Annotated in this window: 18 protein-coding genes; 11 read left to right on the top strand and 7 right to left on the bottom strand. The window is 53.0% G+C overall.

Annotation, left to right across the window (positions count from 1 at the left end; genetic code table 11):
- Positions 1-39 precede the first annotated feature (39 nt).
- From HOJ08_00230 to lptF, 3 genes are read right to left on the bottom strand one after another with little or no spacing between them, the layout of a single operon-like run.
- Positions 40-2,289 carry an LPS-assembly protein LptD gene (locus HOJ08_00230; GenBank protein ID MBT5671863.1) on the bottom strand — a complete coding sequence of 750 codons (2,250 nt, stop codon included), beginning with the start codon at positions 2,287-2,289 and terminating at the stop codon, positions 40-42.
- A gap of 31 nt (positions 2,290-2,320) precedes the next feature.
- Complete coding sequence (gene lptG, locus HOJ08_00225; protein MBT5671862.1) at positions 2,321-3,427, bottom strand: LPS export ABC transporter permease LptG; 1,107 nt, start codon at positions 3,425-3,427, stop codon at positions 2,321-2,323.
- A 9-nt stretch (positions 3,428-3,436) separates the two neighbouring features.
- Positions 3,437-4,576: an LPS export ABC transporter permease LptF gene (lptF, locus tag HOJ08_00220; protein ID MBT5671861.1), complete on the bottom strand. Its 1,140-nt coding sequence runs from the start codon at positions 4,574-4,576 to the stop codon at positions 3,437-3,439.
- Between the two features lie 208 nt (positions 4,577-4,784).
- Here lptF and HOJ08_00215 point away from each other — a divergent pair, with 208 nt between their 5' ends.
- From HOJ08_00215 to ndk, 3 genes are all read left to right on the top strand, one after another.
- A complete protein-coding gene (locus HOJ08_00215) occupies positions 4,785-6,305 on the top strand; it encodes a leucyl aminopeptidase (GenBank protein MBT5671860.1) in 1,521 nt (506 codons plus the stop codon).
- Positions 6,306-6,314: 9 nt separating this feature from the next.
- On the top strand, positions 6,315-6,779 hold the full coding sequence (locus tag HOJ08_00210) for a DNA polymerase III subunit chi (protein ID MBT5671859.1): 465 nt from the start codon (positions 6,315-6,317) through the stop codon (positions 6,777-6,779).
- A 105-nt stretch (positions 6,780-6,884) separates the two neighbouring features.
- Positions 6,885-7,307 (top strand): nucleoside-diphosphate kinase, encoded by a 423-nt coding sequence (ndk, locus tag HOJ08_00205; GenBank protein ID MBT5671858.1) that lies wholly within the window; start codon positions 6,885-6,887, stop codon positions 7,305-7,307.
- 52 nt (positions 7,308-7,359) lie between these two features.
- Here ndk and HOJ08_00200 read toward each other — a convergent pair whose 3' ends face one another.
- The 3 genes from HOJ08_00200 to HOJ08_00190 all read right to left on the bottom strand — a co-directional run bounded on the left by HOJ08_00200 (position 7,360) and on the right by HOJ08_00190 (position 9,330).
- Entirely contained in the window at positions 7,360-7,509 is a 150-nt protein-coding gene (locus tag HOJ08_00200) for an aa3-type cytochrome c oxidase subunit IV (protein MBT5671857.1), read from the bottom strand.
- A 91-nt stretch (positions 7,510-7,600) separates the two neighbouring features.
- Positions 7,601-8,257, bottom strand: coding sequence for a phosphoribosylglycinamide formyltransferase (locus HOJ08_00195; protein ID MBT5671856.1), 657 nt, complete (start codon positions 8,255-8,257; stop codon positions 7,601-7,603).
- Positions 8,245-9,330 carry a phosphoribosylformylglycinamidine cyclo-ligase gene (locus tag HOJ08_00190; GenBank protein MBT5671855.1) on the bottom strand — a complete coding sequence of 362 codons (1,086 nt, stop codon included), beginning with the start codon at positions 9,328-9,330 and terminating at the stop codon, positions 8,245-8,247. Before HOJ08_00190 ends, HOJ08_00195 begins: the two co-directional genes overlap by 13 nt.
- Before the next feature lie 127 nt (positions 9,331-9,457).
- Between HOJ08_00190 and HOJ08_00185 the strand changes: the two genes are divergently transcribed.
- The 6 genes from HOJ08_00185 to HOJ08_00160 all read left to right on the top strand — a co-directional run bounded on the left by HOJ08_00185 (position 9,458) and on the right by HOJ08_00160 (position 16,908).
- Positions 9,458-10,753: a DUF2066 domain-containing protein gene (locus HOJ08_00185; protein ID MBT5671854.1), complete on the top strand. Its 1,296-nt coding sequence runs from the start codon at positions 9,458-9,460 to the stop codon at positions 10,751-10,753.
- The gene (locus HOJ08_00180; GenBank protein MBT5671853.1) at positions 10,750-11,295 is read left to right on the top strand and encodes a CDP-alcohol phosphatidyltransferase family protein; all 546 of its coding nucleotides are present in this window, start codon (positions 10,750-10,752) and stop codon (positions 11,293-11,295) included. The genes HOJ08_00185 and HOJ08_00180 overlap by 4 nt, the downstream gene beginning before the upstream one ends.
- Positions 11,292-12,377: an AI-2E family transporter gene (locus HOJ08_00175; GenBank protein MBT5671852.1), complete on the top strand. Its 1,086-nt coding sequence runs from the start codon at positions 11,292-11,294 to the stop codon at positions 12,375-12,377. The genes HOJ08_00180 and HOJ08_00175 overlap by 4 nt, the downstream gene beginning before the upstream one ends.
- Positions 12,378-12,421: 44 nt before the next feature.
- Positions 12,422-13,078 (top strand): DNA replication protein, encoded by a 657-nt coding sequence (locus HOJ08_00170; protein MBT5671851.1) that lies wholly within the window; start codon positions 12,422-12,424, stop codon positions 13,076-13,078.
- 90 nt (positions 13,079-13,168) lie between these two features.
- On the top strand, positions 13,169-15,370 hold the full coding sequence (locus tag HOJ08_00165) for an RNA degradosome polyphosphate kinase (GenBank protein MBT5671850.1): 2,202 nt from the start codon (positions 13,169-13,171) through the stop codon (positions 15,368-15,370).
- Positions 15,371-15,372: 2 nt separating this feature from the next.
- A complete protein-coding gene (locus HOJ08_00160; protein ID MBT5671849.1) occupies positions 15,373-16,908 on the top strand; it encodes a Ppx/GppA family phosphatase in 1,536 nt (511 codons plus the stop codon).
- Between the two features lie 24 nt (positions 16,909-16,932).
- Here HOJ08_00160 and rnd read toward each other — a convergent pair whose 3' ends face one another.
- Entirely contained in the window at positions 16,933-18,096 is a 1,164-nt protein-coding gene (gene rnd, locus HOJ08_00155; GenBank protein MBT5671848.1) for a ribonuclease D, read from the bottom strand.
- A gap of 180 nt (positions 18,097-18,276) precedes the next feature.
- On the opposite strand from rnd, the gene aspS reads away from it, so the two are divergent.
- Positions 18,277-20,094 (top strand): aspartate--tRNA ligase, encoded by a 1,818-nt coding sequence (gene aspS / locus HOJ08_00150; GenBank protein MBT5671847.1) that lies wholly within the window; start codon positions 18,277-18,279, stop codon positions 20,092-20,094.
- A 164-nt stretch (positions 20,095-20,258) separates the two neighbouring features.
- Positions 20,259-21,176 (top strand): SPOR domain-containing protein, encoded by a 918-nt coding sequence (locus HOJ08_00145; protein MBT5671846.1) that lies wholly within the window; start codon positions 20,259-20,261, stop codon positions 21,174-21,176.
- Positions 21,177-21,205: the final 29 nt, after the last annotated feature.

The following is a 21,205-nucleotide window of genomic DNA, read 5'->3' as shown; positions in this document are numbered from 1 at the left end:
CAATTTTAGGGGGAGAATACAGGCCAAGGGCCCGGTTGTTCAACCAGCACCTCTGACCGCGCCCAGATGCTTGAAAGTAAGCATAAAAAGGAGGGTGTCTATGGGCTTCAGGTCGCGATCCTGTGTAAAGCTTCGGGTAAAGGTTGCATCAAAGATAAAACATTCATCTGCATATCTAAGTCCCAAAGATTCAGAGATAAGCCCCCCATTATCGGTCAAATCTTTACGGATATAAGCCCGTGCTTGCCAGAATTTATCAATTTCAGCATTAAGGGTACCTGTGATTTCCTCACGATCGCCAAATTCACCCGTACCCGCTTCTTCGCTGATAAAGATATAATTCAGGCTCGCACGAAAGCGAGACGGCCCAGCGGATACCGCAAATTCGTTCCGATTGGCTGTGGGGCCATCAGGATCAATCCTGAATCGGTATAGAAAATCTAAATAGCTGTTGGGATTAATGCGTAGCTTGCCGACCAAGTCAGATTTTTTATCGCGAAGGCCAGAGCCCGAAGCAAAGTTTGTTGCTGACCGCAGTCGAAGGCTTTGGCCCAGAAAGGCTTCAATACTGCCCCCCTTGTCTCCATAAAGGCCCCAGTTGAGGCCATAGACAAGACGTTGCCCACCATCAACCCGGTCAACGCCGGTGTATCGATTGGCGGAAAACAGATTGGTGTCGTCAAATTCGATATCCTGACTGTCTTCATTGGGGATTTTGGATGGGTTGCCACCATTTGGGGACACGATTAGTGACACAATGGGTTCAAGCAGTTGCGAAGATGCCTTTTCCTTGCGAACGAAGGGATAACGCCATTTGAAGCTGAGTTGCGGTTGGACCCTGCCTGTAAAGCCATCTTGCGTTCCCGTTCCGCTTTCATTGGTAACATCGCTCACGGAATATATGTCTGATTGCAACAGGGCGGACATTTCATAAATGTCCCCACCCGGCGCCGTATAGGGTAAATGCCATCCGCCCTTTAACGAAAGTCTCCGGCTATCGACACCATCGTCGCGGTGCATGGCCAGCATGCTGGCATCGGCTGTTATATATGAGCCGGCGGCTTTTGATTCCGATACAAAACTGTATTGGCCAAAGGGCATTACCAGGGGCGCTTCGTCCGGGTTATCGGTTTCACGCAAACCGTGGAAATGATAGCCGCTAAGTTGCACATACTTATGGCCCTGGAAGCCTTCAATATTGGCCGAAGACGTCAGGGTTTGGTTATCCGGAGCATGAAAGCTATAACGCCGAAGGTAGGTGTCGTCACTGGTGCGCTGATATTGGAAATTTGTGCGCCAGGTGGGGTTGATACTGAATTTTCCATCAAGAAGCACATGCCCCCGAATCTCATTGCCGCCGATTTTTGTCTCCCCTTCACGCCGTTCCGGATTGGTGATGGAGGTATCAACGGACAATTCACCATTGGTGAAGCTGCGGCGATATTCGGCATGAAGGACGGAGGCTTCATTGGTGTTGAGAATGGGGGTCAGCGTGACATCCTCTTGTTCTGAAAGTGCCCAGAAGTATGGTAGTCGCACACTAAATCCAAAATCTGTATTCTCACTGTAGCTAGGGGTAAGAAAGCCGGAACGTCTTTTTACATTTGGATCAGGATGAGAAAAATATGGCGTGTACGCAACGGGGACCCCAAAAAATTCAAAATAGGCGTCTTTGTAACTGATATTCTTTGCCTCACCATCATGGATGACGCGAACCGAACGAATGCGCCATAGTGGTGCGCGCGAGGGGTCCTTTTCACATAGGTTGCAGGGCGAGAAAATAGCATTGCGTAGTCTGGTGATGACCCCGCCAGTGCGCTGGCCGCCGGGTGCCGCCAGTCGTGTGTTGTCGGTAAACAACATGCGAAAGCCTTCGATGAAGCCGTCCTTGAACTGGTTTGTAAATTGGCTACGCTCGCCAAAGATAACATCACCATTGGGTTCAACCATAGTGACGTTCCCGATCACTGAGAAGGTGTCGGTCTTTTCTTCATAGGTCACAGTATCAGCGCGTAAAAACCGACCCTTATGAGAAATTTCAACCTTGCCTCTGGCCGTGGCAATTTTGGATTTATCGTTAAATGAAATTTCATCGGCCCGAAGAATCACGTATGGCGCGATCTTGATGCTTTTTTGTTTTGTCGCCTGGGCCTGGGCCTGGGCGGCACCGGCATTTGATGTTGCGTCAATCTGGATGATAGGCCCCATGACAAACGCTGCGCAAACAAGCAGCGTTTGAGCCAACATCAGGGTCACGGGCCGGGTCGGTTGTTCGTTTGTTTGTGTCATCGCCAGAAGGCCACGTATTTGTCGTTCATGCCTAGCTTTCTTCCAAATGCATCAAAATAGATAATCCAATTAAAAGGGTTACCATTGCCGGGGTGAAGGCTGCAAGAAAAGCCGGGATTGCCGATGACAGGCCAAGGGTGAAAGCCACATCGGACAGGAAGAAAAGAAAAAAGCTGAACAACACGCCCACCCCGATCAGTGTGGCAACGCCGCCGCGTCTGGCCGTGCGCAATGAAAAACTGGCGGCAACCAGAACCATGGCAGCGAGCATAATGGGCAGCGCCAAAAGAGAGTACCAGTAAACCTTGTGCCGCGCCGCAGTAAACCCAGCCTGATCCAGTATGGCGATGAACCCGGGAAAATTCCAGAAGGACAGGGTTTCGGGCGAAGAAAAACTGTCCTGAATTTTTGCAGCTGTCCAGTCGGTGGGAATTTTATAGACCGGTTCCCTGCTGGAAGGCTGTCCCGGGGCTGTAACCAAAACATTGCTTAATAGCCAGTGCCCCTTTTCCAACTGGGCGCGGGGGGCATCCAACCGGCCGGTAAAGCGGTTTTCGGTGTCGTAAAGATAGATGGTCACTTTGCTCAGGATGATTTTTCCCGGTGCCATGCGTTGGGCATGGATGACGGCCCGGCCCTGGGCATCAGATTGGCGCAGCCATAACCCTGCTTCTGAAACGGAAAGCAGGGATGCGCGGCCTTGAAATAATTTTGCTTCCAGTTGTTCGTAACGCAACAGCATGGACGACCCCACTGGGTTTATGACGGCAACAAAAAATGCCCCAATCAGCGCGGCCACGCAAAATGCAGGCGCCAGAAATTGCCAAACCGAAACCCCGGATGCCCGGGCAATAATAAGCTCGCTGGTCCGTGTCATGCGCCACAGGGCATGCATGGAGCCAAATAAAACCGTGAAGGGCAGAATTTTTTGCAACATATAGGGCAGTTTCAACAATGCCAGTTGAAGGACGATTTGAAAGGTGATGTCTGATCGGGTGCCGCTGCGGCGCATCAGTTCAACAATATCAATCAAGAAGATGATGGAACCGATCGAGAGTAACACGACAAAAAACCCAAACAAAAAACGCCGTGAAAGATACAGCGAAAGGGTTGAGAAGACCGGGGTGACTGTCGCCATAAAGCTAACCTATGCCTTCGCTGACAGGGTCGGGGGGCGGGTCGTTGGCCGCAACCGTGATTTTTCCCGAAACAAAATCCATGCACATGCACAAATAATCGAAATGGGTAATAGATACATAAAGGGCACTGCCATAAAGCTCGAACCGGCAAAGCTGAAAAGACTGATGTTGATTGCCTGGGTCACCAACATGAAAAGGGTTGCGGCGATGATACGGCTTCCCTGTCCACCGCGTTTGAAATCCCCGGTTAACAGGGCAGAAAGCGCCAACAACGTAAAGGCCAGTGCCAGCAAAGGGGATGCCAGACGCTGATGGCCTTCAGCATAAAGTTTGAGTTCGTAACGCTTATCGCTGGCGGCGTGAGGTCCCGATTGACGGATTTGGAATAATTCATGGAGAAAGCGTTCCTTGGGCTCTCGCCAACGGGGACCACCTTTGGTGCCCTGATTATGTAGATCAAGGGTGTAGCGGTCAAAATAGAGGATGGACAGGTCATCGCCTGTGCGCTTGATCGATTGCCGGTTGCCCTTAATCATGACGACCCTTGGCCCGTTATCGGTGTTGACCATGGCCCCGCGTTCAGCCATCACCGTGATGGGCTGGCCCTTGTTTCGCCGATCATGGGCAAGAATGCCGAACAATTCGCCATTAGGGCCCCGTTCGCGAATGTAAACCGTCAACCCGGTCCCGATTTCGTTGAAAGCGCCTTCGCGCAGCAAGACCTGGGAATAATTGTTTCGGATCGCATGCTGGATGTCTTTGAACTGGCGGTAGGCTCCGGGCATGAAATAAAGGTTCAGCGCATAACACAAGATAACCACCAGCATGGCAGCACTCAATCCAGGTGCTGCAAGGCGCAATGGGCTGATCCCGGCTGCCCGCCAAATGACCAGTTCGCTGTCCATGTTCATCCGGGTGTAGGAAAAGATGATAACCCCAAACAGGATGATCGGCAGGAACACCGACGTAAACATGGGCAACACCAGAAATGCCAGATGGAAAAGGTTATATGACGGCAGGCCTCGATTAAGGACCAAATCGACAAAACGAAGGGATTGCGACATCCAGACAATGCCGGAAATGGCGATGACTGCGAAAAAGAGCGGCCAAACAAGTTGGCGCAGCATGTAGCGAAATGTGCAGTTCATCTTCTCTATTATAAGCGTCTTGTTTTGTTCCGCCATCCTTTAGGCTTTGCTGGCTTAAAATTACTTTTTAGCCCCTTGGAGCGGTCGGGGGGCGGGTTCGCAATTTTGGGGCAGATTTTTTGCAACCCTGTGGTTACACTCGCGGCCCAGATTGGGAATAAATGTTCCCAAAATCTATGTTTCAGCATGTCCCTCGGGAGAAAGACCTATGAAGATTGCATTTTCAAAGCCCCAAACACCAAAAAAAGGTGCTGTGGTCGTATTCGCAGACCAGAACAAGAATGCCCCGAGATTGCTGGCTTGTGCCCTAGCGTTTGACAAAACCCTTGGCGGCGCCATCAAGCGCGCCATGGGGGCTAGCCGGTTCAAGGCAAACGCGGGCCAGACCCTGGTGGTTTTGGCTCCCGGCAAGGGATCGATTAGCCGCGTTATCGTCGTTGGCCTTGGTAAGGGTTCTGAGGTGAAGGACCTGGTGGCTGAACAGGCCGGTGGGGTAGCGACCGCCCAGTTGGGTGCCAGTGGCGATGAACGCGCGGCAGTTTTGGTAGAGGTGCCTAAAGGCTGCAAGTTGAGCATTGCAGAATTGGCAGCCCATGTTGGGGTTGGGGCACGGCTTAGAAGTTATCGTTTCGACAAATATCGGACCACGGAAAAAAAGGAAAACAAACCGGCACTTGATCGTCTTGACGTGCAGGTGCCAGCGACGGCAATGGCGGCATCGGGGCGTTTGTTTAGGCGTCTGGATGCGGTGGCGGGGGGCGTTTTCTCCACCCGTAACCTCGTCTCTGAACCGGCCAATGTGATTTATCCTGAAACACTGGCCCGTGAAGCGCGTAAATTATCGCGCCTTGGGGTCAAGGTTGAAGTGCTGGACGAAAAGAAAATGAAGAAACTGGGCTTTGGGGCGCTTTTGGGCGTGGGCATGGGCAGCGCCCGGCCCCCCCGATTGGTGGTCATGCAATGGAATGGTGCTTCGGCAAAAGGCAAAAAAGCAGCCCCTGTGGCCTTTGTTGGCAAGGGGGTCACCTTTGATACCGGTGGGATCTCCATCAAGCCATCAAAGGGCATGGAAGACATGAAATGGGACATGGCAGGGTCTGGCGTGGTGATCGGCCTGATGCAGGCGCTGGCCGCCCGTAAGGCAAAGGTCAATGCGGTTGGGATCGTTGGTCTGGTTGAAAATATGCCCTCAGGGAGGGCACAGCGGCCCGGTGATATCGTTAAATCCTATTCCGGCCAAACTATTGAGGTTTTGAATACCGATGCCGAAGGGCGGTTGGTGTTGGCCGATGCATTGTGGTACTGCCAAAAACGCTTCAAGCCGCAGTTTATGGTCGATCTTGCGACCTTGACCGGGGCCATCATTATGGCCCTTGGTGCCCATCATGCGGGGCTGTTTTCCAATAATGACAAACTATCGGACCAGCTTTTAGATGCGGGCAAGGCTATGGATGAAAAGCTCTGGCGGATGCCTCTGGGAAAAGCATATGACCGGCAAATTGATTCCAAGGCAGCCGATGTGCAGAATATTTCTTCGGGCGGCGGGGCCGGGTCCATCACTGCAGCCCAGTTCCTGCAGCGTTTTGTCAACGATGTGCCCTGGGCCCATCTTGATATTGCCGGAGTGTCGTGGTCGGGCAAGGATGCGCCAACGGTCCCGGGCGGGGGCACTGGATTTGGTGTCAGGCTTTTGGATCGATTGGTCGCAGATCATTACGAAGGATCGTGAGCGCACATCGTGACCGAAATCGCTTTTTATCATCTGGAACAGTCCCCTTTGGGAACCGCCTTGCCCCGGCTTTTGGAAAAGGTCCTGGCCAATGGCCTGAAGGCGGTGGTCAAAGCCGGCTCTCCAGAGCAATTGGCAGCGTTGAATGCATCGCTGTGGACGTATGCAAATGATTCGTTTCTGCCCCATGGCTCGGTTAAGGATGGCTTCGATGAGGCGCAGTCTCAGGGCCAGCCCATCTGGCTGACGGTTGGGGACGACAATCCCAATCAGGCGACGGTTCTGGTTCTGGCCGATGGGGTGCCCTCAGAAATGGTTGCCGATTATCAGCGTTGTCTGGAAATGTTTGATGGCAATGATCAAATTGCCCTGGACAGCGCCCGTTCTCATTGGCAGGCATATAAATCAATGGGTTACGACCTGACTTATTGGCGTCAGGGAGAATCCGGGGGCTGGGAAAAGCAGGCGTTATAGGGCAAACAATGGTTTTCAGAATGTAGATTTTTTGCCTGACCCTTGCCCTTGGCCTTCGATCCGTCTATAAGGCGCGCCGCTAAACCTTTTGGAGCATCTATTTCAATGGCACTTGAACGAACACTTTCGATTATTAAACCCGATGCGACCCGGCGCAATTTGACCGGTGAAATCAACGCCCGTTTTGAAAAAGGGGGCCTTCGGATTATCGCTCAAAAGCGTATCCAGTTGACCCGTGAACAGGCAGAAGTATTTTATGGGGTGCACAAGGAAAGGGCGTTCTTTAACGACCTTTGTGACTTCATGATTTCTGGCCCGGTGATCCCTCAGGTGCTGGAAGGCGAAAACGCCATCGCACGCAACCGTGAAATCATGGGTGCAACCAATCCGGCTAATGCTGATGACGGCACCATCCGCAAAGACTTTGCAGAATCCATCGAAGCCAATTCCGTGCACGGATCCGATGCACCGGACACGGCAGCCGAAGAAATTGCCTTCTTCTTTTCTGAACTGGAAATTGTGAGCTAATCAGCTCTGAAGGGGAGGGCCTTTAGGCCCCAAAACCTTCACGGGGCCTTTGTTAGGCCACGAACAGGAACAAAAGTGCCAGGGTCGCTACAATCGCAATGGTGCTGTAGGTGACCAGTGTGACGAAATTATCCCACATTTCTTCGTGGGACTTGAGATCATCGAATTCGGCCATGGTGTGCTCCTTGAAATAACGGGTCATTGTTCTGCCCCTTCTATAGCGCCCCCGGCACCATAAATAAAGCCTCCTGCACAGATTGTGTCGGAGGCTTTGTTCGTTGGGGGGAGGGGGCTTATCGCTCAGGGCTGATCAGATGGGCATCATTTGGGGCAAGGTCTGTGTCATCGATGATAACCCGGCCATTTTCAACCCGAACCCGGCCTTCCCCAATGAGGCGCACCGCCAAGGGGTAAATTCTGTGTTCCACGGCAAGAATGCGGGCGGCCAGACTTTTTTCATCGTCTTGGGAACGAACTGGCACAGCGCCCTGGACAATGATGGGTCCCGCATCCAGTTCTGGCTGGACGAAATGTACGGTACACCCCGTGATGCGCACGCCAGCGTTAAGGGTGCGCTGGTGAACATCAAGCCCCCGAAAGGCGGGCAGCAGGGATGGATGAATGTTGAGCATTCTTTCGTCCCAATCGGTCACAAATTTGTCCGTTAAAATTCGCATAAACCCGGCCAGACAGATCAGTTCACAGCCCGCATCGCGAAGGGCCCCATCGAGCGCGTCATCAAAACGTTCACGATCTGGAAAATCACCATGGGGAATGACCCGGGTCTCAACCCCTGCCTTGCGGGCACGCTCAAGACCATGGGCATCGGCTTTGTTGGATATGACGAGTTTGATTTCGCCCGGATAATCCGATGCGCCAGCCGCATCCAGCAGCGCCTGAAGGTTGGTGCCTGATCCCGAAATTAGAACCCCGATTTTTAGCCGCGCCATGCCGTTCCCGTGTTTTCAACGATTGTGTCTGTGCTGTTGTCAGGGGCGACATCAATAACCCCGATTTTAGATACGCGCTCGCCCCCTTTGTTCAAGGCTTTGATGACCCCATCGGCATCTTCGGGGGTTGTGATGACAACCATGCCAATCCCACAGTTAAAGGTGCGTGCCAGTTCTTCATCTGCAATGTTGCCCGCATCGCGAAGCCATGCAAAAACGTCCGGTAAATCCCAAAAGGTTGCATCAAGAACCGCGCGTTGGCCTTTGGGTAAAATTCTTGGGATGTTTTCGCTCAACCCGCCTCCGGTGATATGGGCGAGGCCTTTAATGGCGGAAAGACCGGTTTGGGCATTTTTCAGGGCAATCGCGCCAAGGCAGCTTTTGACGTAAATTCTGGTTGGATCAAGCAACGCTTCGCCAAGGCTGCGTTTGGGCGCAAATGGCGCGGGATCGTTCCAATCCAGATTGCCATCGGCCACCACGCGCCGCACCAGTGAAAACCCGTTGGAATGGAGCCCATTGGATGCCAGCCCTAACACCACATCACCGGGCGTGATGGTGGCGCCCGTCAATACTTGGTCGCGTTCAACGGCGCCGACGGAAAAACCAGCAAGGTCAAAGTCCCCATCACCATACATGCCAGGCATTTCAGCAGTTTCACCACCAATCAGTGCACAACCGGCCTGTTGACAGCCATCTGCGATGCCCGCAATGACCCGGGCTGCTGCATCAACCTCCAGCGCGCCAGTGGCCAGATAATCCAGAAAGAACAGGGGTTCTGCACCTTGAACGACCAGATCGTTAACGCACATGGCCACCAGATCAACGCCCACGGTATCGAAAAGACCGGTATCAATAGCAAGGCGTAATTTGGTGCCAACGCCATCGGTGGCGGCGACAAGAACAGGGTCTTTAAAGCCTGCGGCTTTTACATCAAACAATGCGCCAAACCCACCCAGACCAGACATGCACCCGCTTCGGTCCGTCGCCTTTGCCATGGGTGCAATCTTTTGGACCAATGCGTTGCCCGCGTCTATGTCGACACCGGCGTCTCTGTAGGTTGCGCGTTTAATGGGTTTCTCCTTGCATTCCAGCCCTTTGATAGACAAATTCAATGGTACGGGGTTTGATCCTGTGACACGTCAATTAAGTTTGCGGCCTGTTTACCGTATCTGTTTAATATATCTGCGGCGGTTTGTAATGATTCAATCGCATATGATCAATGTCTTGACCGGTTTTTCGCCTCATCTCAGGGCGGGCCGGCTTTTGGGGGGGCGTTTGGTGAAGTCTTTTGTGTGGTCTTTGGTTTTTTGTTCGCTTGCAATCGCATTTTCGGACTCAAGCCTTGCTGCCAAAAATGTCTATACCATTGCTGAATCCAAGGTGGATATGACCGCCAAGACCGCGGCCCTGGCCCGCGATAAGGCCCTTTTTGCTGGTCAGGCCAAGGCCATGCAGCGGCTTTTGGCCCGCATTGCCCTGAACGAAGACATTTCGCGCCTGCCTAAGGTTAACCCGGCATTGTTGGCTGATTTGGTCCGCGATTTTGAAGTGATCGATGAAAAGACGTCAAAGGTCCGGTATCTCGCAACCCTTAAGGTTCGTTTTAAAAGCGATGCCGTGCGGGGACTTTTGCGGGGCTACGGCATCGGGTTTGCAGAAACGCGCAGCAAACCCGTGCTGGTTTTACCCATTTATGAAGTCTCTGGTGCCTATTCGCTGTGGGACAATCCCAATCCCTGGCGGGCATCCTTTCTGGCCCAGCCTTCATCGGATGGACTGGTGCCGCTGATTCACCCCAAGGGGGACCTTCGCGATATCTCTTTGATCGGGGCTGAGCAGGCAGTGCGTGGGAATGACAAACAATTGTCCGCAATCGCCAAACGCTATGGTGCCGTGGATGTCTTGGTGGTGATCGTCCGCCAGCATGTGGGAACGCCAAAGTCAGGGCTAAAAGCAGATGCAAAGTCAGAGGGTGCTGAAAACAAGATAACCAAGAAACCGGCCACGGCGCACCGTCTTCAGGTCACCATGAGCAGGGTGGGCACGACCCGGTTGGAACAGACCCGGCTTATGTCTTTTGATCTGGTCCCGGGCGAGCCCATTGAGGAAGGCCTGAAACGGGCGGCACGGGCGGTGGTTGTCCAGGTTGAAGAGGGTTGGAAACGCGCGAACCGTTTGCGTTTCGATACCGGAACTGAATTAACGGCAGAAGTGCCCATCACTTCTCTGGCTGATTGGCTGGATATTAAAAAACGATTGAAACAGGTTGCCTTTGTTCGTCGAAGCGATCTGATATATATTTCAAAGAAGACGGCCCGTATCAGACTAAATTTTCTTGGAGACGAAGATCAATTGACCGTAGCGTTAAGCCAGAGCGACCTTAATCTTTCGAGGGGGCCTATCTACTGGAATCTTCATTTTGGTAAGCCACAAGACCGTGGTGCTCAAAAAACAAGATCAACCCCGCCACTGAACCCGGTTGTAACCCCTTGAATATCCCCAATTTTATATCGCTCGCCCGCTTGTTGTCCGTACCAATTCTGGTCTGGGCCATTGTTGATTCCCAGATGGTTCTGGCCTTTTGGCTGTTTGTCGGTGCGGGCATTTCTGATGCGGTGGATGGCTTTCTTGCGCGCTATCTTGAGGCCAAATCTGTGCTTGGGGCGTATCTTGATCCACTGGCCGATAAGGCATTGCTGATGGGTGTTTTTATCACCTTCGGGATCGAGGGTTATTTGCCGAGTTGGATCGTCATTTTGGTTGTGTTCCGCGATATTCTGATCATTGGTGGGGCGATGCTCTATCATACCTTGACCCAAAGTCTGCAGATGACCCCCCTGTTTGTTAGCAAGGTCAATACAGCAACACAGATTATTCTGGCTGGGTTCGTGCTGGCCTTATTGGCGCTTGATGTTGACTATGACATGGCGCTAACAATCCTGATTTGGCTGGCCGCGTTGACCACCGTTCTTTCCGGTGCGGTTTATGTTGTCCGCTGGACAATTCAAGCATCTTCACTGGAGGATCAGTCATGAACCTTTCCCGGATCACCCTGACCTGGCTTTTGGGGTTTGTCGTTTTCGGTTTGTTGCTGCATCTGTTCAGCCCAATTTTATTGCCTTTCGTAACCGGATTGTTAGTGGCCTATTTTCTGGACCCGGTGGTGGAGCGTTTGTCGCGGGCGAAGATGAACCGGTCATTGGCGACCTCTTTGGTTTTGGTGTTTTTCTTTTTGTGTTTCGGGGCAGGGCTGGTTTTATTGACCCCGCTGGTCGAAGCACAATTGTTGGACCTTGCCCGGAAATTGCCTGACGTGATGCGGGTGTTGCAAGAGCGTCTAGGCTCGGTTCTGGTGCGGGTTAGCTCAGAACTCTCTCCCGCAGACCTTGAACGCCTGAAAGGTGCGGTTGGCGGTTTTGCCGGGGATGCCCTGAAACTTGCCGGGGGTCTGCTCGCCAGCATTTGGAGCGGTGGGATTGCGTTATTGAACCTGATTTCCCTGATTGTTATCACCCCCATTGTTGCCTTTTATCTGTTGCGCGATTGGGACAAGATTCTTACTACCACCAAGGGCTGGTTGCCCAGGCAACATGGGGAAACCATTCAGGCGCTGGTCAATGAAGCCGATGATATGATTGCGGGCTTTGTCCGTGGCATGGGGCTGGTTTGTTTGATCTTGGCTGCTTTTTACGGCGTGACGCTCAGCCTTGTGGGGCTTGAATTTGGTCTGGTCATTGGGTTGTTTGCAGGCCTGTTGTCATTTGTGCCTTTCGTTGGTGCCATCGGTGGTTTTGTGGTTGCCGTGGGTATGGCCTGTGCCCAGTTTGGTGATTGGCAACCGATAGCGATTGTGGCGGCTATTTTCGTGGTGGGTCAGATCGGTGAAGGTAATTTCCTGACGCCAAAATTAGTGGGACACCGGATCCAGCTGCATCCGGTGTGGATCATTTTTGCCTTGCTGGCTGGGGGTGTTTTGCTGGGTTTTGTCGGTGTTCTGCTGGCCGTGCCGCTGGCGGCGGTCATCGGGGTTCTGGTTCGCTTTGGCGTCCATCAATATTTGAAAAGCCCGCTTTATCTTGGGGCCAGCAGTAAGCCAGGTGAGGATGGCGGGCCGTGAAAAAATCTGGCCGGAATACGCCTGACAGTTTTTCTCAATTAACCCTGCCCTTTACCCCGCATCAAAGCCTTGATGGCGAAGATTTTCTGGAAGCGCCCTGCAATGGGGAAGCGCTCGCGTGGATTGATCGTTGGCCCGATTGGCCGGGGCCGGCATTGGCGGTTGTTGGGCCTGCGGGTTCTGGCAAAAGTCATCTGGCCCGGGTTTGGGCGGCCAAATGCAATGCAAGATTTATAGGCATTGATGATTTGGCCGAATTGATGGAATCAGGGGATATGGATACCCCGGTTGTTTTTGACGGCGCAGACCGATGCATGGGCAATGCGAATTCAGAACAGATGCTGTTTCATTTCCTGAACCATGTCCAAACCCTGCGCGGCATGCTTTTGCTGACAGGGAATTCGGCACCTGCGCGTTGGCCCGTCCAGCTACCGGATTTGGCATCGCGGCTTGGGGCCATTGGGGTGGCCGAGATTGGCTTGCCTGATGACGGGCTGATGGGGCCGCTTTTGGTCAAGCTGTTTTCTGACCGCCAAGTCCATGTCAGCGCAGAAGTCATAAATTTTCTGGCAGCGCGGATGGAGCGCAGTTTCGATGCGGCGCGCTGTCTGGTGGCCGCAGCCGATGCCCGGGCTTTGGCCGAAGGCCGGGCCGTGACGGTGCCTTTGGTGCGGGAATTGTTAGCCCTTGATGCTGATTAGGTGCCCCGTGCCCAATCTGGCTTTTATCTGCAACAAAATCTATAATTGATAAAGTTTAAGTGAGGTTCAGAAACGGATCGGGTTTTGGAAATGACGGATAAATTCGCCTCAGAAAAATCTTCCGGCCTGCCCCTTGGCCCGGAACGGTTTATCAACCGCGAATTATCATGGCTGGCCTTTAACAGGCGGGTCATCGAAGAGGCCATGAATACGGCCCATCCGATTTTAGAGCGGGTGCGTTTTCTCAGCATTTCTGCAAAAAACATCAACGAATTTTATATGGTGCGTGCCGCTGGCCTGATGGCACAGCAGCGCGGGGGCCACAATCATTGTGCCGATGACGGGATGACGGTACAGGAACAACTGGCCGCTATTAGCAATGCGTCAGCGATCATTTTGGAACAGCAACAGGGGTGCTGGGCCATCTTGTGTGACGCCCTGCGCGAAGAGGGCATTTCCGTGGTGTCCCGAGGTGATATTACCGAGCCCGAACGGGTGTGGTTAGAGCGTTATTTCATGGAGCAGGTCTTTCCGGTACTGACGCCCACAGCCATTGATCCGGCACAACCCTTTCCTTTTATTCCGAATTTGGGGCTTAGTTTAATTCTGGAACTGAAAGCGCTGAGCCTGGCAACGGGCAAGGGGAAGGCCAATAAAACGAATGGCGATGATTTAGAGCCGGTGCGGGCCTTGGTGCCTTTGGCGTCACAATTAAATCGGTTTATCCGCATTCCCGGCACCGCCACGCGATTTATTACGCTGGAAAATTTGATCATCCTGTTTCTCGACCGTCTGTTCCCGGGTTATCAGGTCATTGATCAGGGGGTTTTCCGCGTTGTCAGGGATACCGAACTTGAATTAGAGGAAAAGGCAGAAGACCTGGTCAGGGTCATGTCAACGGCACTGGAACGCAGGCGACGGGGGTCCGTGATCCGCTTGACCTTCATGACACCCATCGCCCTTCAATTGCGGGGCTTTATTGTCAGCGCCCTGGATGTTTCCGGCGCCCATGTTTTTGATATTGATGGTTTGGCCGGACTTGCAGACATCCTTGAACTGGTGGACGCACGTCCTGAATTGCAATTCAAACCGTATCATTCACGCTTTCCAGAACGCATAGAGGCCTTTGGTGGGGACGCGTTTGCGGCCATCAAGGCCAAGGACATGATTGTCCACCACCCTTATGAAAGTTTTGATGTGGTGGTGCAGTTCCTGCATCAGGCGGCCGATGACCCATCGGTGGTTTCCATCAAACAATCGCTGTACCGAACCAGCCGGGATTCCCCGATCATTGGTGCCTTGATCAAGACAGCAGAGGCAGGCAAGTCGGTCACGGTCATGGTGGAGCTGCAGGCCCGTTTCGACGAAGAAGCGAATATCCGCTGGAGCCGCGACCTTGAACGTGCCGGTGCCCAAGTGATCTTTGGGTCTGTCAATTTAAAGACCCATGCAAAACTGTCATTGATTACCCGGCGGGAAAAATCGGGCTTGAAAAGTTATGCCCATTTCGGGACCGGGAATTATCATCCGGTGAATGCACGGACCTATGCCGATCTTTCCCTGTTTACCAGTGACCGGGCATTGTGTCGGGATGCGGCCCGGTTGTTCAACCTGATGACGGGCTATGCCCGTTCGGAAAAATTTGAAAAAATAGCTGTGTCCCCGGTTAATTTGCGCGAAACCTTAATGGCCCATATTGATGGTGAAATAGACCATGCCCGCTCGGGCCGACCGGCGGCAATCTGGGCCAAGATGAACCAATTGGTTGATGGCGATATCATCGATGCGCTTTACAGGGCATCGAATGCAGGGGTGAAAATTGATCTTGTGGTTCGGGGCATCTGTTGTCTTCGGCCGGGCATTGTGGGCGTGTCGGAAAATATCCGGGTCAAAAGCATCGTCGGACGGTTTCTGGAACATGCCCGCATCATTTGTTTCGGGGCCGGGGCAGGGCTGCCATCAAAAGACGCAAAGGTATTTATTTCTTCTGCGGACTGGATGCCCAGAAATCTTAACAGGCGTATTGAGACAATGGTCCCTCTGGAAAACCCCACGGTTCATGCTCAGGTGCTTGATGAAATCATGGCTGCAAACCTGAAAGACACTGTCCAAAGCTGGTCGCTTGGCCCAGATGGTGGGTACCAGCGTCTCAAGCCCGATACAGAAAACACAGATGGCGTGCCATTCAGTGCCCATGAATATTTTATGACCAACCCATCGCTCTCTGGCCGCTCGACAAAGGGGCCTACTTCAAGCAAAATTTTAAAAAGCCTTATTAGAAAGCGTAAATAATTGTGTCTTCTTTTGATTCCCAAGAGCCCCCTCAACCAAATGGTTCTGGCCTGAAAGCGGTTGTTGATATCGGTTCCAATTCTGTCCGCATGGTCGTGTTCAAGGTGGGGGATGGAGATCAGGCACGGGTTCCGGTTCCTATTTCCAATGAACGGGCATTGTGTGGCTTGGGCCGGGGGTTTGGCCCGGGGCGCGAACAAGAGGGGCAAGGCTTTCGTCTGGACCCCCATGGTGTTCGCAGTGCGATCCTACATCTTCGCCGTTTTGTCAGCATTGGCAGAAAATTGGGTGTGGAATCCTGGCATGTATTGGCAACAGAGGCGGTTCGCAGCGCCGATGATGGCGATGAATTTGTGGCCAGAGTTGAAAAAATAATCGGCGCACCCGTATCGGTTCTCAGCGGAGACGAAGAGGCCGAAGCCTCTGCGCTTGGCGTGATCTCTGGCATTCCTGATGCCAATGGCATGATGGGGGATTTGGGCGGGGGCAGCCTTGAAATTGTCGCCCTTAACAGGGGTGACATCGGCCAGCAGACAACCTTGCCATTGGGGGTGCTGCGTCTTGATGCCATTGTCGGTAGAGACATGGCAAAAGCCCGGACATTGGTGGATAAGGCATTATCCCAGGTGGATTGGTTGGGCGATGTCGTGGGGCGCAATTTTTATCCCGTGGGGGGGGCATGGCGGGCCTTTGCCGGGCTGCACATGGCCCATACCGATTACCCCCTGCATGTGATCCACGGCTATAGCCTGAGCCGCCAGGAAGCGTTGGATGTCTTGCGATTGGTTGCCAATCTTGGGCCGGAATCCCTTGGGCAAATTCCGGGTATTTCAAAGAGCAGGCTTTCGACCTTGCCATTGGCAGCCGTGGTCATGGAAGGCCTTCTGGCACGGGCCAATCCGGCCCGGGTTATTTTTTCTGCCCATGGGCTCCGGGAAGGGTGGCTTTATAAACAATTGGGGGAATCTGAGCGTGCCCGTGACCCGCTTGTCATTGGCTGTGCCGATTGGGCCGGGCGGGTGTCGCGGTTCGGGGGAACAAGCGAATTTATGGGGCACTGGATTGATCCGTTATTCCCCGGAGAAGACCCTGCCTACACGCGCGTGCGCCGGGCCGCTGCGATGCTTTCGGAAATCTGTTGGCGCGATCACCCTGATTATCGCGCTGATGGTAGTTTTTCCAGAGTTTTGCATATGTCGTTTTCTGGGATCAGCCACCCTGAACGCATCATGTTGGCCTTTGCGGTGAGTGCCCGGTATGGCGGCGAGGTCAGTGGGTCGTTCAAGGATCAGGTTGCCCCGTTGATTGGCGAATATGCCCTTGATCACGCCATGCTGATTGGCCGTGCCTTGCAATTTGCAAACACACTTTCGGGCGGGGTTGATGGCATTTTAGAAAATGCCAATCTGGAACTTAGCCATAAGGAATTGACGTTGAGATTGCCTGAAGAACACGCCTATCTCATCAGCGATATTTGCCAGCAACGCCTTTCGGGTTTGGCTAGGCGTTTGGGCCGACAATCGGTTATTGCGCATTAATTACGGGAATATTATGCCAGTCGATCAATCTTGAAGCGGAATGATCTGTATTGCGCTGCCTTTGGCAGAAAGGGCGAGGCGGCCCGTTTTAAGCTGAAGCGCATCTTCACCGAATAATTCACGACGCCAACCCGTAAGCACACGGCTATCGGGTTCTTTGCCAACCGGGGCTGCGGCAATTTTTTCAAGTTCCGCTGATGACGCCACCAGTTTCTGGGCGACACCATTTTCTTCGCATTTCATTTTAAGCAGAACCTTTAGCAAATCCATCAAGGGGCCGGTGCCGTGGGGCAGGGGCGCTTTCTTTTCGACCACCGGGCAGTCAGCTTCGGGGATGGCCTTGCCCCTTGCCACGGCTTCCAGGATTGCACTGGTTAATGCGGCAGGCAGACCGGATCGGCCGACAGAACGGGTTTGGGCCAAGGCATCGGCGGTTTCTGGTGCCCGGGCGGCAATATCAAGAATCATATCATCGCGCATAATGCGGTTGCGCGGGACATTGCGTTCCCGGGCCATGCGTTCGCGCAAGGCAGCAAGTTCGCGCAGGACGCAGATAAACCGGGGGCGGTTTCCCCGAAATTTGATCCGGCGCCACGCGTCTTCGGGGGGCGGCAGATAGGTGTTGGGAGAGTTGAGGATGGCCATTTCATCTTCGACCCACTGATGGCGATTGGTCGGCTTCATTTTCAGGGCCAGCTTTTCATAAGCAACCCGCAGATGGGTGACGTCTGATAGCGCATATTGGAGCTGTTTTTCTGATAAAGGCCGGCGAGACCAATCGGTAAAGCGCATGGATTTGTCGACACTGGTTTTCACAAGCTTTGCAACCAGGGTTTCATACCCCACAGACTCACCAAACCCGCACACCATTCCGGCAACCTGTGTATCAAAAATGGGGGTTGGGATTTTCCCCGTTAAATGGTGAAAAATCTCGAGATCCTGACGGGCTGCATGGAAAACCTTGAGAACGGGCTCATCATTGACCAGCTTGAACAGCGGACTTAAATCAATGCCTTTGGCCAATGGGTCGACGATCGCCGCTTCATCGGGCCCACCCAATTGGACCAGACAGAGTTCCGGCCAATAGGTGCGTTCGCGCATGAATTCAGTGTCAACGGTGACAAAATCGGCGCCAGTTAGCGAGTCGCAGAACTGGGCCAAGGATTCGGTATCTTTGAGGATGATCATGGGGGGAAGCTATACACGAAAACATTCGGCTTTGAACAACAAAGCCACCAAATTATCATTTGGGAGGCGGATTTCGTGAGAATTGCCCAAAATGCAGGTCTTTTCTTGACAATTGCCCCCTAAGCATGGCTTTTCCCAAGCGAACCCATAAGCGCGTCTTGGAGAAAATTTGTGAGCGAAATGCACCCTTACCGGACCCATACCTGCGGGGATATCAGACCAGAGCACATCGGTGAAACGGTGCGGCTTTCTGGATGGATTAATCGCCAGAGGGATCATGGCAATCTTTTGTTTATTGATCTTAGGGATCATTATGGCCTGACCCAGTGCGTGATCGATTCGTCCGCCGATACCTTCAAGGCGGTGGAGGCCGCGCGCCTTGAATTTGTGGTCAGCATCGTTGGTAAAGTGGTGGCGCGCAGTGATGAGACCATCAACGCGAAATTGCCCACCGGCCATGTGGAAGTAGCGATAGAACAGTTTGAGATTCTATCCGAGGCCGATGCACTGCCATTGCAGGTTAATTCCGATAATGATTATGGCGAAGACACCCGGCTTACCTATCGCTTTCTTGATCTCAGACGGGAAAAAATGCAGCGCAACATGATCCTGCGCAGTGATATTATTTCATCCATTCGCAGTCGTTTGACGGGATCGGGATTCCGTGAATACCAAACGCCAATCCTGACCGCGTCTTCTCCGGAAGGTGCGCGCGATTATCTGGTGCCATCCAGGGTTCATCCGGGCCATTTTTATGCCCTTCCCCAGGCGCCCCAGCAGTTCAAGCAGCTTTTGATGATTGCAGGGTTCGATAAATATTTTCAGATCGCCCCGTGTTTCAGGGATGAAGATGCGCGCGCAGATCGGTCGCCGGGCGAATTTTACCAGCTTGATGTGGAAATGTCGTTTTGCACCCAAGATGATGTCTTCGCGGCATTGGAACCTGTTTTGGCAGGCGTTTTCGAAGAATTCGCCGATGGCCGGGAAGTATCAAAACCACCCTTTGTGCGCATTCCCTTTGATGAGGCCATGCTGAAATATGGCAGCGACAAGCCAGATTTGCGCAATCCCATTCTCATCAGTGATGTCAGTGATGTCTTTGCCGGGTCTGATTTCTCGCTCTTTGCAAAGCTGGTGGGCAAAGGCTGCGCGGTCAGGGCCATTCCAGCCCCGGGGGCCGCATCCAAGCCCAGAAGCTTCTTTGACAAGTTAAATGATTGGGCCCGCAAGGAACTGGGTGCCGGTGGACTTGGCTATATCATCTTCAACGATGATGGCACGGCCAAGGGCCCCATTGCCCAGCATCTGGATGAAGCCAGGCTTGCTAAATTGCGCGAAATTACCGGAGTAGGGAATGGGGATGCGGTGTTCTTTGCCGCAGGCGATGCCCCGGCAGCAGCAGAGCTTGCGGGCAATGCGCGCACCCGCCTTGGGGATGAACTGGAATTGCTCAAACCGAATTGTTTTGAATTTTGTTGGGTGGTTGATTTCCCGATGTTCGAACATGACGATGAAACCGGTGGCATCAAGTTTAGCCATAATCCGTTTTCCATGCCCCAGGGTGAGCTGGAAGCGCTTGAGACCATGGACCCGCTGGATATCAAGGCATGGCAGTATGACATCATCTGCAATGGCATTGAGCTGTCATCAGGGGCCATCCGAAACCACAAACCTGAGATCATGGAAAAGGCCTTTGCGATTGCGGGCTATGAGAAAGATGAACTGGAAAGCCGTTTTGGGGGCATGTTGTCGGCGCTCCGTTATGGGGCACCGCCCCATGGGGGGTCAGCGCCGGGGATTGACCGCATGGTCATGCTCATTGCCGATGAGCCCAACATTCGCGAAGTGATCCTGTTCCCGATGAACCAGAATGCTCAGGATTTGATGCTGGGCGCGCCAGCACAAATTGATGATGCCCGGTTCAAGGAATTGCATTTGCGATTTGCGCCCCCTCCGGTCAAGGTTTCGGATAAAAAGACGGAAGAACCGGAAAAATAGCCCTTAAAACGGCAGAAAGGTGGGGTTTTTGGGTATGCCCTTCCAATTAGATAAAATTTTATCTAATATTAACGCCTGTCAGCTACAAAAATAATAGTAAAATCAGTGTCCTATGGCGCAGTATTCATGCGTTGTGCAAAATGAGTCACGAGGGGGACTCTGCTATGAAGCGCATTATACCATTCCTTTTTCCGGTCTTGCTTGCGGGCTGCGTGGGCTTGCCACAGCAGGTTTCCATGGTGAATCAGGCCATCAGTGGTCTGAGTTTGGTGGTGACTGGGAAAACCAATACCGATCATTTGTTATCGGCTGCGACGGAACGCGATTGTTCGTTGTTTCGGGCCATTGAAGGCCAGCCCGTGTGTCGTGACAAAAAGGTGCGGGATCTGGATCAGATTGCACTTTTGGGAGCAGATGCGGTGTTGAATGTGGATATGCCCATTGCCATGCCGAGTGATAGTGAACTGGCCGCCATTGCCAGTATTGCCCCGGCAGCCGGCCCGGGCGATGTTATTACGGCGTCACCGGCATTTTCACCGGAAATGAACCCGACCCGGAATGGGGCCGCAAAGAAGATCCAAAAATCGACCGCATCCCCCGTTCTTGATGCCCTTCATATTTCGCCCCCTGAAACCGCGACGGTTCATCATGGTGCCGCCCGTGAGGATGCCAGTGGTCGTAAAGGGAATTTGACCCCGGAAAATCTGAATTATTATGTCTCATTGGCCAGCTATGCCAGCGCGGCCGATGCCGAACAAGCCGCAAACCATGCCGCAAATTCGATTGATCATCTGAATGGCAAACCCGAGGTGATATCGGCCTTTGTTAAGGGGCGTACGGTATATCGCGTGGTTAGCGGGCCTCTGACCCAAAGAGATGCCCGGGACCTGCGCCAGCGGGCACGCCATGCAGGCTATGGCTCAGCATGGCTCGTCAGGACCTGTAGCCCGAAACGGACTGGCGAGACCTGTTTGGTGGCGTCTGTTTTTGATCAGGCCATCTTTGATCAGGGAAATTTTGCCGAGACGGCCTTTGATCGGGCCATTTTTGATCAGATTGCATTTAATCAATCTGGCAATTAGCCGCGTCGTTAGCCGAGCATAGAGCCCGG

Source organism: Rhodospirillales bacterium, from assembly GCA_018666775.1.
In the GTDB taxonomy this organism is placed as follows: domain Bacteria; phylum Pseudomonadota; class Alphaproteobacteria; order SMXQ01; family SMXQ01; genus JABIXC01.
The sequence above is the reverse complement of the archived record's forward strand: the minus strand, read 5'-3'. Positions and strand labels throughout refer to the sequence as shown.

What these genes read in the sequence shown, in the direction of transcription:
- HOJ08_00230 (MBT5671863.1), bottom strand. Translation starts at nt 2,289, where the DNA reads ATGACACAAACAAACGAACAACCGACCCGGCCCGTGACCCTGATGTTG.
- lptG (MBT5671862.1), bottom strand. Translation starts at nt 3,427, where the DNA reads ATGGCGACAGTCACCCCGGTCTTCTCAACCCTTTCGCTGTATCTTTCA.
- lptF (MBT5671861.1), bottom strand. Translation starts at nt 4,576, where the DNA reads ATGAACTGCACATTTCGCTACATGCTGCGCCAACTTGTTTGGCCGCTC.
- HOJ08_00215 (MBT5671860.1), top strand. Translation starts at nt 4,785, where the DNA reads ATGAAGATTGCATTTTCAAAGCCCCAAACACCAAAAAAAGGTGCTGTG.
- ndk (MBT5671858.1), top strand. Translation starts at nt 6,885, where the DNA reads ATGGCACTTGAACGAACACTTTCGATTATTAAACCCGATGCGACCCGG.
- HOJ08_00200 (MBT5671857.1), bottom strand. Translation starts at nt 7,509, where the DNA reads ATGACCCGTTATTTCAAGGAGCACACCATGGCCGAATTCGATGATCTC.
- HOJ08_00195 (MBT5671856.1), bottom strand. Translation starts at nt 8,257, where the DNA reads ATGGCGCGGCTAAAAATCGGGGTTCTAATTTCGGGATCAGGCACCAAC.
- HOJ08_00185 (MBT5671854.1), top strand. Translation starts at nt 9,458, where the DNA reads ATGATTCAATCGCATATGATCAATGTCTTGACCGGTTTTTCGCCTCAT.
- HOJ08_00175 (MBT5671852.1), top strand. Translation starts at nt 11,292, where the DNA reads ATGAACCTTTCCCGGATCACCCTGACCTGGCTTTTGGGGTTTGTCGTT.
- HOJ08_00165 (MBT5671850.1), top strand. Translation starts at nt 13,169, where the DNA reads ATGACGGATAAATTCGCCTCAGAAAAATCTTCCGGCCTGCCCCTTGGC.
- rnd (MBT5671848.1), bottom strand. Translation starts at nt 18,096, where the DNA reads ATGATCATCCTCAAAGATACCGAATCCTTGGCCCAGTTCTGCGACTCG.
- aspS (MBT5671847.1), top strand. Translation starts at nt 18,277, where the DNA reads ATGCACCCTTACCGGACCCATACCTGCGGGGATATCAGACCAGAGCAC.
- HOJ08_00145 (MBT5671846.1), top strand. Translation starts at nt 20,259, where the DNA reads ATGAAGCGCATTATACCATTCCTTTTTCCGGTCTTGCTTGCGGGCTGC.